14 protein-coding genes and 1 pseudogene are annotated in these 12,702 nt (G+C 43.9%); 1 reads left to right on the top strand and 14 read right to left on the bottom strand.

The features are described from left to right. Positions 1–59 precede the first annotated feature (59 nt). Both spoVAE and spoVAD read right to left on the bottom strand, forming a co-directional pair. The gene (gene spoVAE, locus DXA07_RS09055; protein ID WP_118484333.1) at positions 60–416 is read right to left on the bottom strand and encodes a stage V sporulation protein AE; all 357 of its coding nucleotides are present in this window, start codon (positions 414–416) and stop codon (positions 60–62) included. Positions 417–424: 8 nt separating this feature from the next. Next, a complete protein-coding gene (gene spoVAD / locus DXA07_RS09050) occupies positions 425–1,444 on the bottom strand; it encodes a stage V sporulation protein AD (protein ID WP_182427464.1) in 1,020 nt (339 codons plus the stop codon). Between the two features lie 147 nt (positions 1,445–1,591). On the opposite strand from spoVAD, the pseudogene DXA07_RS09045 reads away from it, so the two are divergent. Further along, positions 1,592–2,898, top strand: a pseudogene (locus tag DXA07_RS09045) (chloride channel protein). Positions 2,899–2,986: 88 nt separating this feature from the next. On the opposite strand, the gene DXA07_RS09040 reads toward DXA07_RS09045, so the two are convergent. The 12 genes from DXA07_RS09040 to DXA07_RS08990 all read right to left on the bottom strand — a co-directional run bounded on the left by DXA07_RS09040 (position 2,987) and on the right by DXA07_RS08990 (position 12,694). Beyond that, positions 2,987–4,696, bottom strand: a complete 1,710-nt coding sequence (locus tag DXA07_RS09040; protein WP_173783364.1) for a VanW family protein — start codon at positions 4,694–4,696, stop codon at positions 2,987–2,989. A 203-nt stretch (positions 4,697–4,899) separates the two neighbouring features. Continuing rightward, positions 4,900–5,358: a stage V sporulation protein AC gene (gene spoVAC, locus DXA07_RS09035; protein WP_021944472.1), complete on the bottom strand. Its 459-nt coding sequence runs from the start codon at positions 5,356–5,358 to the stop codon at positions 4,900–4,902. A 79-nt stretch (positions 5,359–5,437) separates the two neighbouring features. Next, positions 5,438–5,860: a stage V sporulation protein AB gene (locus DXA07_RS09030; RefSeq protein ID WP_117785469.1), complete on the bottom strand. Its 423-nt coding sequence runs from the start codon at positions 5,858–5,860 to the stop codon at positions 5,438–5,440. After that, complete coding sequence (locus tag DXA07_RS09025; RefSeq protein ID WP_021944474.1) at positions 5,850–6,479, bottom strand: stage V sporulation protein AA; 630 nt, start codon at positions 6,477–6,479, stop codon at positions 5,850–5,852. The genes DXA07_RS09030 and DXA07_RS09025 overlap by 11 nt, the downstream gene beginning before the upstream one ends. 58 nt (positions 6,480–6,537) lie before the next feature. Continuing rightward, positions 6,538–7,215, bottom strand: coding sequence for a sigma-70 family RNA polymerase sigma factor (locus tag DXA07_RS09020; RefSeq protein WP_021944475.1), 678 nt, complete (start codon positions 7,213–7,215; stop codon positions 6,538–6,540). Then, entirely contained in the window at positions 7,216–7,647 is a 432-nt protein-coding gene (spoIIAB, locus tag DXA07_RS09015; RefSeq protein ID WP_021944476.1) for an anti-sigma F factor, read from the bottom strand. 21 nt (positions 7,648–7,668) lie between these two features. After that, entirely contained in the window at positions 7,669–8,010 is a 342-nt protein-coding gene (locus tag DXA07_RS09010) for an anti-sigma factor antagonist (protein WP_117821932.1), read from the bottom strand. Positions 8,011–8,086: 76 nt separating this feature from the next. Continuing rightward, a complete protein-coding gene (locus tag DXA07_RS09005) occupies positions 8,087–9,406 on the bottom strand; it encodes a tetratricopeptide repeat protein (RefSeq protein ID WP_243013747.1) in 1,320 nt (439 codons plus the stop codon). Positions 9,407–9,463: 57 nt separating this feature from the next. Beyond that, positions 9,464–9,610 carry a hypothetical protein gene (locus DXA07_RS13075; RefSeq protein ID WP_021944479.1) on the bottom strand — a complete coding sequence of 49 codons (147 nt, stop codon included), beginning with the start codon at positions 9,608–9,610 and terminating at the stop codon, positions 9,464–9,466. A gap of 1 nt (position 9,611) precedes the next feature. Next, positions 9,612–10,946, bottom strand: a complete 1,335-nt coding sequence (locus tag DXA07_RS09000) for a folylpolyglutamate synthase/dihydrofolate synthase family protein (RefSeq protein WP_117807350.1) — start codon at positions 10,944–10,946, stop codon at positions 9,612–9,614. A gap of 12 nt (positions 10,947–10,958) precedes the next feature. Next, on the bottom strand, positions 10,959–11,453 hold the full coding sequence (queF, locus tag DXA07_RS08995; RefSeq protein WP_008402990.1) for a preQ(1) synthase: 495 nt from the start codon (positions 11,451–11,453) through the stop codon (positions 10,959–10,961). 14 nt (positions 11,454–11,467) lie between these two features. Beyond that, on the bottom strand, positions 11,468–12,694 hold the full coding sequence (locus tag DXA07_RS08990) for an acetylornithine/succinylornithine family transaminase (RefSeq protein ID WP_008402988.1): 1,227 nt from the start codon (positions 12,692–12,694) through the stop codon (positions 11,468–11,470). Positions 12,695–12,702 lie beyond the last annotated feature (8 nt).

The raw sequence follows: 12,702 nt of genomic DNA, 5'->3' as shown, positions 1-12,702 counted from the left end.
ATCATTCTCATGGCTCCTTTCCTGTTCCCTGGGATCTATATAAAAAAATATACTTTATACTATTTTACCATCTTTGGCTTAAAGATCAGGGATGCCAGATAAGAAAAGATCAATGCTGCCGATGTTCCTACTGCCGCCATCTTGAAGCCTCCCCGGAACAGCCCGATAAATCCATCCTGATCAACTGCCTCTTTTATTCCCTTCCAGAGATTATAACCAAATCCGGAAAGAGGAACCGAGGCTCCGCAGCCGGCAAATTCAAGAAATGGTTCATATATCCCGATTGCTCCAAGAACAGCACCGATACATACCAGGATCACCATGATCCGTCCCGGAAGCAGCTTCGTCTTGTCCATCAGTATCTGAACAAGCACACAGACAGCACCTCCGATCACAAATGCCTTTATATAATCCATAAATAACTTTACCTCCGTTCTATTATAACTGCATGTGCCACGCCCGGTATATTCTGTCCTTCATTATAGCTTACTGTGGAAAGAAGTGCTCCGGTCGGTACAAACAATACCCTCTTCCAGGTTCCGTCCCGTAACTGCTTTAATACATAGCCAGCCAGCGTAATAGCCGAGCATCCGCAGCCGGAGCCACCGGAATGTGTATCCTGTTCTTCATTATCAAAGATCTCGATACCACAATCCATATGCTGGTTGCTGATATCTATTCCATTGTCCTTTAAAAGATCAAACAGTATCTTCTGCCCGATCTTCCCCAGATCCCCGGTAATGATACGGTCATAATACGTTGGCTTCCGATCAAAGTCCTTCAGGTTCTGATAGATCACATCTGCCGCTGCCGGTGCCATACAGGCTCCCATATTAAAGGAGTCCTTTACCCCATAATCCACGATCCGTCCCGTTGTAATCCCGGTAATCTGAATTGCTCCTTCTTCCGGCTCTGCCTTACCAACAACAAACGCTCCACTTCCGGTTACCGTCCAGGTCGCAGATAACGGTCTCTGATTTCCATATTCCAGTGGAAACCGGAACTGCTTCTCTGCACTTCCAAAATGACTGGACGTTGCTGCCACTACACAGTCCGCATAACCGGCAGCAACTGTCATGGATGCCAGCGACAATCCCTCTCCACAGGTGGAGCAGGCTCCATACAACCCAAATACCGGTATATCAAGATCCTTAATACCAAATGTGGTTGCGATCAACTGTCCCAGCAGATCCCCCGCAAATATATACCGGATCTCCTCTTTCTTTTTATCCGCCTTTTTGATTGCAAGCTCGACCGCCTGCCGGATCATCTCACTTTCGCCCTCTTCCCAGGAATCCTTTCCAAATGTAGGATCTTCGGAACGGATATCAAAGTAATCCGCCAGAGGTCCTTCAGCTTCCTTTGGCCCACAGATAGAAGCCGATCCCAGAATACATGGAGGATCTGAAAAACTGACACTTTGTTTTCCAACCATTTTATTCATTTTCTGCCTCCTTATTTCCATATGTTCTTCTGTTGATAGTCATTTGCTTCTTTTCTTTATTTTATTCATATTTAATATGTTCTGGACAAATCCGCTGATTCGGGGTAATCTATGAAAGAATAAAAACAATCTGGATAGGTATGAATTATGATATTTACAAAAGAATACTGGTTAAATTGTATCGATCGAACAAAACGATACGCAAAAACATTTATTAAATGGCTGATCTGTTCTGCCATTATCGGAATCTCCTGCGGGGCTGTCGGAACAGCCTTTCATTACAGCGTTGAATATGTCACACAGTTCCGTTCCGGGCACAGATGGATCATCTTCCTGCTCCCGGCAGCCGGTCTGTTGATCGTATTTCTGTACCGTGCAGGCGGCATCAAGCATGACAAGGGAACCAACCTTGTTATCGGATCGATTCGGAATCCGGAATACAATGTGCCTTTCCGTATGGCACCTCTGATCTTTATAACAACCGTTATCACGCATTTATTTGGCGGATCTGCGGCCGGGAAGGTGCTGCCCTGCAGATTGGCGGAAGTCTGGGTGCATCGATTGGCAAATTGATCAAAATGGATGACAGCGATAAACATATTATGACCTTGTGTGGTATGAGTGCCGTATTCGCTGCCCTGTTTGGAACTCCTGTTACGGCCGCACTTTTCAGTGTAGAGGTTATCAGCATCGGAATTCTGTATTATAGTGCACTGGTACCATGTATCCTGTCAGCAACCATTTCCTATGCGATCACAGAAAAATTTCACATCACCCCTACCTATTTCATTCTGAATCAGGTTCCTGAAATGTCACTGGCAACCGGGATCCGGGTGATCATTCTCTCGGTCGCTGCTGCCGTACTCAGCATCCTTTTCTGTATGTCCATGCAGGTCATCGGAAAAACATTTAAGAAATATCTGAAAAACCAGTATCTTCGTATATTGGTTGGCGGTGTGCTACTGGTTCTCCTGACGCTTGCCGTCCGCTGCAATGATTACAATGGTGCCGGTATGAACATTATTGAACAGGCGATCCATGGAACAGCAAAACCGGAAGCCTTCATTCTGAAGCTCCTGTTTACCTGCATCACGATCGGCTGCGGATTCCGTGGCGGAGAGATCGTTCCATCGTTCTTCATCGGTGCAACCTTCGGATGTACCCTTGGAGGCTGGATTGGACTGGATCCAGGATTCGGAGCTGCTATGGGGCTTGTATGTCTCTTCTGCGGCGTTGTAAACTGTCCACTGGCATCTCTGGTCTTAAGCATCGAATTATTCGGTGCAAGCGGTATCCTGCTGTTCGCGATCGGTTGCAGTGTCAGCTATATGTTATCCGGTTATTACAGCTTATACAGTGAACAGAAAATCATATATTCCAAGCTTCGTCCTCACTATGTAAACCTGTATACCAATCAGGAGGTCAAAACAAACGAACACAGTGAAGCGGAATAATATACTATCAATAACACAAAAGAAAGCTCATATGGCTGCCTGATCCTTACGAACCGGCTTCCATATGAGCTTTTCTTTGTTTCTTTATTTAATCATCTGTCTTTGTATCATTCTTTTTCTTATTGTCTGACTTTTTATCCGATTTCTTATCATCCTTCTTGGAATCGTCTTTCTTGTCGTCCTTCTTTTCTGTCGTATCCTCAGTTGTCTTTTCCTCGGTTGTTTTTTCCTCCGTCTTCTTCTCCTCAGTCGAATTCTCCTCTGAGGTATCTTCCTTCTCTTTGGTTCCACGAAGAACTACTTTATCCCGTTTATCATACACACTGACAGATTCCGGTTCAGATGAGATTACCTCTCCATTTCCGTCATATACCGTCCGGTAGGTCTGATATTTAGTTCCTGTGATACCTGTAACGGAAACTTCCTCTTCACCTTTCTCCAGTGTATCGTCGTCCTCATATTCCGTATCATAATCATAAGTTGCTACCAGTTCACTGGACAGTGACACTCTGAAGTCCTTTAGCTTCGTTCCATAAATCGCACATGACACAACACCACCACTATAGGAGGCGGTCACCTTGAGCGGATAATCCGTATTATTTATAAAACGGTAATCCGGTCCGCCCCAGGATACTGTTGCATCAAAGCCTGCATCTACATAAGTGGATGGATGCGGATGGCAATGACGTTCTGCAATTTCCAGATTCGCATACAGACAGGCATCATAAAGAGTGGATGATACCTGACAGATACCTCCGCCGACTTCATCTACTGATTCCCCATTGACATAAGATGGAGCTGCCTGAAACCCATTCTCAATGGTTCTCTGTCCTACCACATTATTGAATGAAAACTCTTCACCCGGCATCAGTATCGTGCCGTTACAATTCTCTGCCGCCTTTGCAACATTTCCTTTTCTTGCATCCGTTCCACCTACATTGGTACTGAAGGATCCCAGCGTATCACGGAAGAGATAGGCCTGTAATGTCTCCTTCGACAGCTCCGGTTCTGTATAAACCAGATCAAAGCTGACTTCTTCTCCATCGGCTGCCGCATCCAGCTTCTTCCTGGCAGCATCTTTATCAAAGCTGATTCCTACCACAGAATCTGTTACGCTGTAATCATTTTCCGGATCCAGTGTTGCATCCGCCGGTGCTACATAAATCTGATCATATACCAGATCCAGATCGACATCACTGTATGTAAGTGGACATTCAAGCTGCGCATCATATTCTCCCTTGCTGATGCAGGAAGCAATCTCATCTGCCAGCTTATCCGAATCTACCGTATAACCTCCGCGGCCCTTTGTAACAATAACCTTGTCATCCTTCACGGTGTAAGAGGAATCTTCTACCCCTTCCAGCTTCGTCAGCCCGGACTGTTCGATCGCAGTATACAACGGCTTCTTATCCTTCAGCGATGGTCGTGCAGTATATTCTGCCTCACCAAATAATGCCTTAATAAAATTAAAACCTCTTGTTAAAAATCCATGGCTTTCATCGTTTGCCTGTTGTACCGCATCGATCACATCCAGATCCAGAGCTTCTTCGATCGCAATGCAATATGTTTTACCTTCCAACGTTACATCAATCCCGGCGTTATTGTACTCCGTTGCAAACTGATCTTCTACAGCCGCTGCAGCTTCCTTCACCGTCATGTTACTGACATCAATTCCATTTATACTGGTATTTGGAAAAAACTTTTTCTTACCAATAATTCCGCAAAATATCAGATAACACACACACAATGCAACAATAACACATACTGTTGTAGTAACACTTCTTTTTGCTTTTTTCATGATGTATCTCCATTTACTACACATGCGAGTATACGCATCCTGCTAAAGGATACAGATACCTACTATTATTAACTTAACCATTTGTTAAAGTTATCATAGGTATTTTTATCTGTCAATACAGATTCCCCTTAAATCTAATATTTCACAAAACCATCATTTTACCTTAAAACATATGTAACATTTTTGAAAAAACAGGCCGGGAATCATACCCAGCCTGCCAGCTTACAGATCCAGTATATCAGTCCCAGCACCCATGATGTAAAGATACCGTACATGATGACCGGGCCTGCAATCGTAAAACATTTTACACCTTTACCGAAGACCTCACCTTCGGTCTGAAACTCTATGATCGGAGCACAGACACCATTAGCAAAGCCCGTGATCGGTACCAGAGTTCCGGCTCCACCATATTTTGCGATCTTCTTATAGACATTCAGACCTGTGAGTACCACACTGATGAGTACAAGAACGATCGATACATAAGACGAACTGTCATCCTTATCCAGTCCCGCATATTCAAACAAATTAAATAACACCTGTCCGATCGTGCAGATCAGTCCTCCGATGAGAAACGCCCACAGGCAGTTTCTTGCCGAATTGGATACCGGAGTAATCGTTTCAACATACTGATTGTATTCCTTTTCTTTTGGTTCAAACTGCATATACTTTCCTCCTGTCTTACCGGGTTCTATTCTTCAGTATTTTCCATTTGCATGAAAACTATGCATATAAATCGCATTCCTAGACCAGTCCGGTTGATATCAGACCAAGAACAGAACCCACGAGTTTCCCTGCTGCAACCATGTATATGATGTAAGGAATATAACGCCGGATTGAAAACCGTCTGGATATGATCGGAAATACATTCAGCACCTCTGCGAGCGCACCAACCAGACAGCCTGTAAAGATACCGCCAAGCAGGGTTACAAAAGCCAGCCCAGGAATTGCAAGCGGGATCCGGATATTAAATATATATACGATATTTCCTGCCACAGCACCATATGCCAGCAGACATTCCACCAGCATATAGTGCCGGTTGCCTTTCACCTTTTCCGCCAGCTTGGGGAATACTCCGATCAGGGATATAAATGCAAAATAACCACTGGATATAGCTGCCCCTCCGATAAATGCAACCAGTGCATAACAGATATGTCTAATCAGCATCCCGCACATCCTTCTTTCTTACAGAATCCGTGATCACTGTCTGATTGATCTCCTGTTCATACTGCCGCATCTGCACCTGAAGCGGGGTCGGATCATCGGTAAATTTCTTATTGGCTCCATGATTAAAGAATACAATGATTCCAATGAACAAGCCCAGTGAATAGGCAACACCGCCAATCATGGCTCCTGATTCACTGCCTCCGGTAAATACATTCTGAAGCAGATCAAGCTGTCCGACCAGATTCACATCCGAGTTATAGGATATAATTGAAAATCCAGCACCAAAGAATGCGATCAGGCATAGAAATATAAATTTGAACTTCTGCTTTATCCGGTCCGACGGATCGAATGCCTTATAATATACAACGACATCAGGCTGTCCAAGATTCTGAATACACAGCTCCCCATCGCAGTTTTTTCTGATCTCCTCTATGATATCCAATATGGATATGACCTGCTGTTCCTTTGAACTGGTAGAAAAATTCATCAGTTCAATTTTTTCGATTTTATTTTTCAGATCCAGATTGTCGGATACGACCTTCGATACATCCCGGATCAATACCTTTCGTTTTTCCGCCAGAACACTTTCTGCCAACTGCAAATATACCATTTCTGCCATATTACGAAACCTGCTTTCCCATATTCTTACAGGATTAGGGTATCCGCATCTGTTCTTTTTATACACTTTCTTTTAATTTCTCAAGGATCCGTTTTTCCTGCCGGCTCACCTGAACCTGGCTGATACCAAGCAGTTTTCCGGTCTCCGACTGCGTTTTGTCTTCAAAATACCGAAGCTGGATCAAACGCTGTTCCTCCGGCTCCAACCGTTCCAACATCTGCATCAACGACAAATGATCAACAATCTCCTGGCTATATTCCTCCGTTTTTGAATATACACCCGGAGCATCCAGAGACTCCGGCTCCAACGAAGCCTCCATTGCCATTACGATCTCCCCTGCATCATAAGAAAGGGCAGCAGCGATCTCTTCAATCTCAGGCTCATAGCCCTTTTCCTTGATCACCCGCTGCCGGTATTGCTCTACCTTACTATTCATCTCCTTCAGACTACGGCTGACCTTGATTGCGCCGTAATCCCGCAAAAAGCGGCGGATTTCCCCCTGGATCAGCGGAACTGCATAGGTCGAAAACTTCACATCATAGTCAAAATCAAATTTATCAATACTTTTGATCAATCCGATGCAGCCGATCTGAAACAGATCCTCGATATCATATCCACGTCCTGTAAATCTTCTGGCTACGCTCCATACAAGTCCAAGGTTCTGTTCTACCAGTTTTTCTTTTGCACTGTCATCACCCTTCTTCGCCTGTAAAAGAAGATCCAGATTATTTTCCATTTATACTGCACACCCAGCCCCTATTTTTTTTGCCATCTTTACTGTCGTTCCTTTTCCCGGCTCCGACTCTACCGTAAGCTCATCCATAAAGGCTTCCATAAAGGAAAATCCCATTCCCGACCGTCCATCCTTTCCTGTTGTAAACATTGGCTCCATTGCCTTTTCCACATCCTCGATACCACAGCCATAATCGGTGATCTCTATGTACAGCTTCCGCTCTTCTATGTATGCCCGTATCTCGATTGTTCCCTCTTTTTGCCCATAACCATGAATGATCGAATTCGTAACTGCTTCCGACACGGCTGTCTTAACATCAGCGACCTCCTCCAGCGTCGGATTCGTACGGGTCATAAAGGATGCTACGACAACCCTTGCAAAGCTCTCATTTCTTGGATCACTTCCAAACTCTATTTTCATTTCATTTCTGTTCATTCTTTTCTTCTCCTTTTCATTTTATGACATATGTACTTGCTTGTACGCAGTCTCAAAATCCTCTGTCTGCTCTGCGATCTTAAATATTCCCGACATTTTAAGAATACGCTGCATTCTGTCATTTGCATGGATCACAAACACCTTTCCACCTCTGTCATATACATTCCGGAATCTTCTCGTGATCAGACCGATCCCGGAGCTGTCCATCACGCTTGTATGCCGGAAATCGAATATCACGTACCGGATCCTGCCATCCTGAAATACCTCTTCCGTTTCGTTCACCAGTATCGATGCCCGGTAATCATCAACTTCTTCCGGAAGCTCTATTAACACAGTATCCCCTATTTTCTCATAATTATTCATACGCCACCTCTTTTTTACAAAAAAAGACAAATAAGCAATATTGCTTATTTGTCTTTTGTATGATCCTGATTTCTTTTTATTCATTTGTCGGATCCATACCGGATTCCGTTGTTCCTTCCGAACTGCCTTCTGTCGTGTCATCTCCGCCATCCGGTGTTCCACTCGTTGTGTCTGTACCAGACAATGCTACTGCAACTGTATAATAAATGGAATTCGGACATTTCTGGATAAATGTATCAAAGGCTTCTTTGGCCTTATCCTCATCCTCCGTACCCAGATAGCATAGAGCTTTATAATACAGAGCAACATCATAATCCGGGCTGGTCTCCAGCACCTTGTCGATCTCTGTCATTGCCTTATCATATTGGGTATCATTATAATACTTCATGGCAAGCTGCATCGTAACCTTATCCGTATCTGATATATCTGCCTTGCTTTTTTCCTCATAATCTGCGACCTGCTTCGTAAGATCTTTATTCTTTGTTGTCAGGGAATCAACCTCATCCTGCAGAGAGGAAAGCTTGGTATTCTTATTGGCAATCTCTTCGCTGTAGGCAATCTTAACATTTCTGCTCTCATCATCTGCATTCTTATTATGCTGTGGCATAACAAGGAACCACATGACAGCCAGTCCCAATACCAGTCCTGCCAGAACATAGGCAAGCGAATATTTGTAGAAATTAATATCCTTATATCTGCCAACCGGAGTCGGTCTTCCATTCCGGTCAACATTATCGGATTCCACATATGCCCGTGGCTGGTCTTCCACAAACAGCAGATCCGCATCATAATCATCATCCGGATAATCACGAAAGCTCATGATCTCCTCATCCGTATGCCCCATCTCATTGAAATAGCGGACAGCCAGGGGATTGGTTCTGTCGATCTTGATGACACGTTTTAATGCTTTTCTTGCCTTATCATATTTGTTATCATCGATCAGTAGAAGTGCCATCAGCAGATAACCATTTACAAACTTCGGATTATCCGATAAGACTTTTCGAAGCTGGATAAATGCAAGATCCTTACTGCCCTGTCTGGCATAGTTTACTGCCTGATTGTATTTTCTTGCTGCATTGTTCGTTGTTTCAAGCTTGTGTGGATTGCCCTTCACCTCTTTGATATAACGTTTTGCAACATTTCGTCCGCTGAAATAATTCACACTGATGACCCAGTGGCTTAATGCCAGAACAACTTCACCGGTTTCATAATATACAAGCCCCAGCAGATTTCTGGCATCAATATTCAACTTGTCATATTTAAGGGCTGTCTTTAATGCATCTTCTGCACCACTCATATCACGGACTCTGGCTTTATCCAGACCAATATTATAATAATATTTGGATGTGTTCAGTGCCTTATTTACAAATTCACTCTTTAACCCACATTGCTGCAATATCCGGTAACAAGGATCTTACCGCCACAATGCTTACAATTCAGTACGTCTGCCATATTATTTCTCCGTTTCCTTTGCTACACGAAGCATCTCCTGCATAATATCTGAGATATCCTTCAGATCATTATGATAAATGGCATCTTCTGCCTGGTCTACTTCCAGAGTCGGTCTGAATTTTTTTACTTCTTCATCAAAGTTTATCATACTATTCCTCCATATTCGCAGATTTCTCTTTTATCTTTTGAAGCCAGCGTTTGACTTCTCCCACCAGATAAAGAGAACCCACACAATAGACTGCTGAATCTGTGATCTGTTCTTTATAGCGGATGGCGGCATCCATTGCTTCTGCAATATCCTCATATGCCTCCACCGTATGTCCTGTGTAATTCCGGAACCTGTCTGCGATCAGAGAGACCGGCGCCTTCCGTTTATTATCTACACTTGTAACTATGATTTTCTCAAACGAAAGTGCTTCTGTCAGATCCCGTATCATCGTATCATAGTCCTTGTCCTTTACTGCTGCAAAGACCAGGATCTTCTTTTTCTTCGTATAAAGCGTCCGAAGTGTTCTGCAATAACATTCGACTGCTTCCGGATTATGTGCACCATCTACAAACAGATCCGGTGCGATCTCCTCCATCCTGCCTTCCCATGAAAAATCAAGTAATCCGCTTCTGACTGCCTGCTCTATCCTGACATCAGCACCTGCATTTTTCCCATATTCTATATCCCTGGTCTGCATCAGGATATCAAAAGAAGCAACTGCAAGGCAGGTATTTTCGACCTGATAAAGAGACGTTTTCGGTATCCTCAAATGGTCATAATTATAATACCGATTATGAAATGAAAAATCAATGGTTTTATCATCTATTTCATTTATTATATAGTTTGATTTTTCGACCGCTGTTACGGCAGAATCCAATTCTTTTGCATGAGTCTCTATGATTCCAGACGAAACCGCATCCCGCTTGAAATATACGACCGGAACTGACGGTTTGATGATCCCTGCTTTCTCTCCTGCGATCTTAGCGATCGTATCTCCAAGATATTCCATATGATCAAGTCCTACCGATGTGATGATGCAAAGCTCCGGTCTTACGACATTAGTTGCATCCAGCCTGCCACCCATTCCGGTCTCATAAATCACATAATCCGGCTGCTTCTTCTCATAATAAACAGCCGCCATCGCAAACATCACTTCAAAAAAAGACGGATGAACGGTGAACTTCTTCCGCACCTGTTCAAATGCCCATGTAAAATCTTCGTCTGAGATCATTTCATCATCGTACCGTATGCGCTCATTGATCGAGACAAGATGCGGTGATGTAAACAATCCTACATGAAAGCCTGCATGCATCAGTATCGTAGCAAGCGCCTTTGCCGTCGATCCCTTACCGTTTGTTCCTGCTATATGGATCACTCTGCTCTTATCCTGCGGATTCCCTAAACGTTCAAGAAGACTGGCAAGATTCTCTGTGCCAATCTTCTGTGCGAACAGTGGAATGCTTAGGATATAATCAACTGTTTCCCTGTAATTCATCTGACATTCCGCCTATCTGTTATCTATCTTTTCCGGATACAGGTCATGATTTGACATTCTGTTCCATGCAACTTCTTCCCATTTTGTTCCCGGTCTTCCGTAATTACAATATGGATCGATCGAGATACCGCCTCTCGGAGTGAATTTGCCCCAGACCTCAATATATTTCGGATCCATCAATTTGATCAGATCCTTCATGATAATGTTCATGCAGTCCTCGTGGAAATCTCCGTGATTCCGGAAACTGAACAGATATAATTTCAAAGACTTGCTCTCTACCATCTTCACATCCGGAACATAGGATATATATACGGTTGCAAAATCCGGCTGTCCCGTGATCGGACATAAGCTGGTAAATTCCGGACAATTGAACTTGACAAAATAATCATTGTCCTGATGTTTATTGATAAAGGTCTGTAACATCTCCGGTGCATAGTCCATGCTGTATTTTACATTCTTATTGCCGAGAAGTGTTACATCTTCCATTTCTTCTGCGGTTCTTCCCATCTTCTGTTACCTCCTTATGCATCTGCTTCTTCTGCTGCCTTTGACACACATTTGATCAGGATCTGAACAGCCTTATCGCACTGTTCCTTTGTTACGATCAGTGGCGGTGCCATACGGATCACATTTGGTCTTACCGCTGTGATCAACAGTCTGTTCTCAACAGCCAGATGCTTTACTTCGTTTGCGATTGGTTTGGTGAATTCAACGCCAACCAGAAGTCCGCGTCCGCGTACTTCCTTCACATACGGAAGGGAATAAAGCTGTTCTGCAAAATAAGCTCCTGTCTCTTTTGCATTCTCTGCAAGATGATTGTCTAAGATCTCATCGATCTCTGCAAGTGCGGCTGCACAGCATACAGGATTGGCTGCATAAGTAGAACCGTGTGCCCCCGGTGTAAATGCACTTGCAAGCTCTGCTGATGTACAAAGTGCGCCGATCGGCATACCGCCGCCGATCGCTTTTGCCATAGATACCATATCAGGCTTCACTCCATAGGTCATAAATGCCATCGTATCTCCGCATCTGCCCCATCCGGTCTGTACCTCATCGAATAACAACAGGATGCCGGTCTCGTCACAGTAAGCACGAAGTCCTTTTAAGAATTCCTCCGTTGCCGGATATACACCACCCTCGCCCTGAACAGGCTCTACCATGATTGCAACTGTGTCTTTGGTACATTTGCTCTTGAAATCCTCAAGGTTATTGAACTCTGCATATGTGAAGCCCGGAAGCATCGGCTTGAAACCGATCTGACATGCATTATCCGGCTGTCCGGTTGCTGATAACGCTCCATAGGTTCTGCCATGGAAGCTGTTAATGGCTGTAACGATATGATAATGCTCCGGTCCGTAATGATCGGTTCCGTATTTTCTTGCCATCTTGATCATTGCTTCATTTGTCTCTGTTCCTGAATTCTGGAACAGAACCTTCTCCATACCGATCGTCTCACAAATCTTCTTTGCAAGCAGGATCATAGGAAGTGTATATGCGTAATTGGATGCATGGATCACATTCTGGCACTGGTCTGCGATCGCTGCCGCAACCTTCTTATTACAGTTACCGGTACTGTTTACTGCGATGCCGCCGAAGAAGTCAAGATATTCATTTCCTTCCTCATCGTACACATACATGCCGTCTCCCTTTTCCTCGATAAAATTCCATCTTCTGGACTGCTCGGCTAGGTATTTGTCTACTATGTCAAGTAATTCGTCTTTTGTATATCCGCTTTCACTAACTTTCATCTTCCTGT

The organism is Clostridium sp. AM54-37XD (assembly GCF_003478225.1).
Taxonomy (GTDB): Bacteria; Bacillota; Clostridia; order Lachnospirales; family Lachnospiraceae; genus Coprococcus; species Coprococcus ammoniilyticus.
This window is presented reverse-complemented; position numbering and strand designations above follow the sequence as displayed.

Excerpts from the sequence above, each read along its gene's own strand:
- spoVAD (WP_182427464.1), bottom strand. The coding sequence starts at position 1,444 with ATGAATAAAATGGTTGGAAAACAAAGTGTCAGTTTTTCAGATCCTCCA.
- DXA07_RS09025 (WP_021944474.1), bottom strand. The coding sequence starts at position 6,479 with ATGGCAGAAATGGTATATTTGCAGTTGGCAGAAAGTGTTCTGGCGGAA.
- spoVAC (WP_021944472.1), bottom strand. The coding sequence starts at position 5,358 with ATGCAGTTTGAACCAAAAGAAAAGGAATACAATCAGTATGTTGAAACG.
- DXA07_RS13075 (WP_021944479.1), bottom strand. The coding sequence starts at position 9,610 with ATGATAAACTTTGATGAAGAAGTAAAAAAATTCAGACCGACTCTGGAA.
- DXA07_RS09030 (WP_117785469.1), bottom strand. The coding sequence starts at position 5,860 with ATGCTGATTAGACATATCTGTTATGCACTGGTTGCATTTATCGGAGGG.
- DXA07_RS09000 (WP_117807350.1), bottom strand. The coding sequence starts at position 10,946 with ATGAATTACAGGGAAACAGTTGATTATATCCTAAGCATTCCACTGTTC.
- spoIIAB (WP_021944476.1), bottom strand. The coding sequence starts at position 7,647 with ATGAACAGAAATGAAATGAAAATAGAGTTTGGAAGTGATCCAAGAAAT.
- queF (WP_008402990.1), bottom strand. The coding sequence starts at position 11,453 with ATGGGAAGAACCGCAGAAGAAATGGAAGATGTAACACTTCTCGGCAAT.
- spoVAE (WP_118484333.1), bottom strand. The coding sequence starts at position 416 with ATGGATTATATAAAGGCATTTGTGATCGGAGGTGCTGTCTGTGTGCTT.
- DXA07_RS09010 (WP_117821932.1), bottom strand. The coding sequence starts at position 8,010 with ATGAATAATTATGAGAAAATAGGGGATACTGTGTTAATAGAGCTTCCG.
- DXA07_RS09040 (WP_173783364.1), bottom strand. The coding sequence starts at position 4,696 with ATGAAAAAAGCAAAAAGAAGTGTTACTACAACAGTATGTGTTATTGTT.
- DXA07_RS08990 (WP_008402988.1), bottom strand. The coding sequence starts at position 12,694 with ATGAAAGTTAGTGAAAGCGGATATACAAAAGACGAATTACTTGACATA.
- DXA07_RS09020 (WP_021944475.1), bottom strand. The coding sequence starts at position 7,215 with ATGGAAAATAATCTGGATCTTCTTTTACAGGCGAAGAAGGGTGATGAC.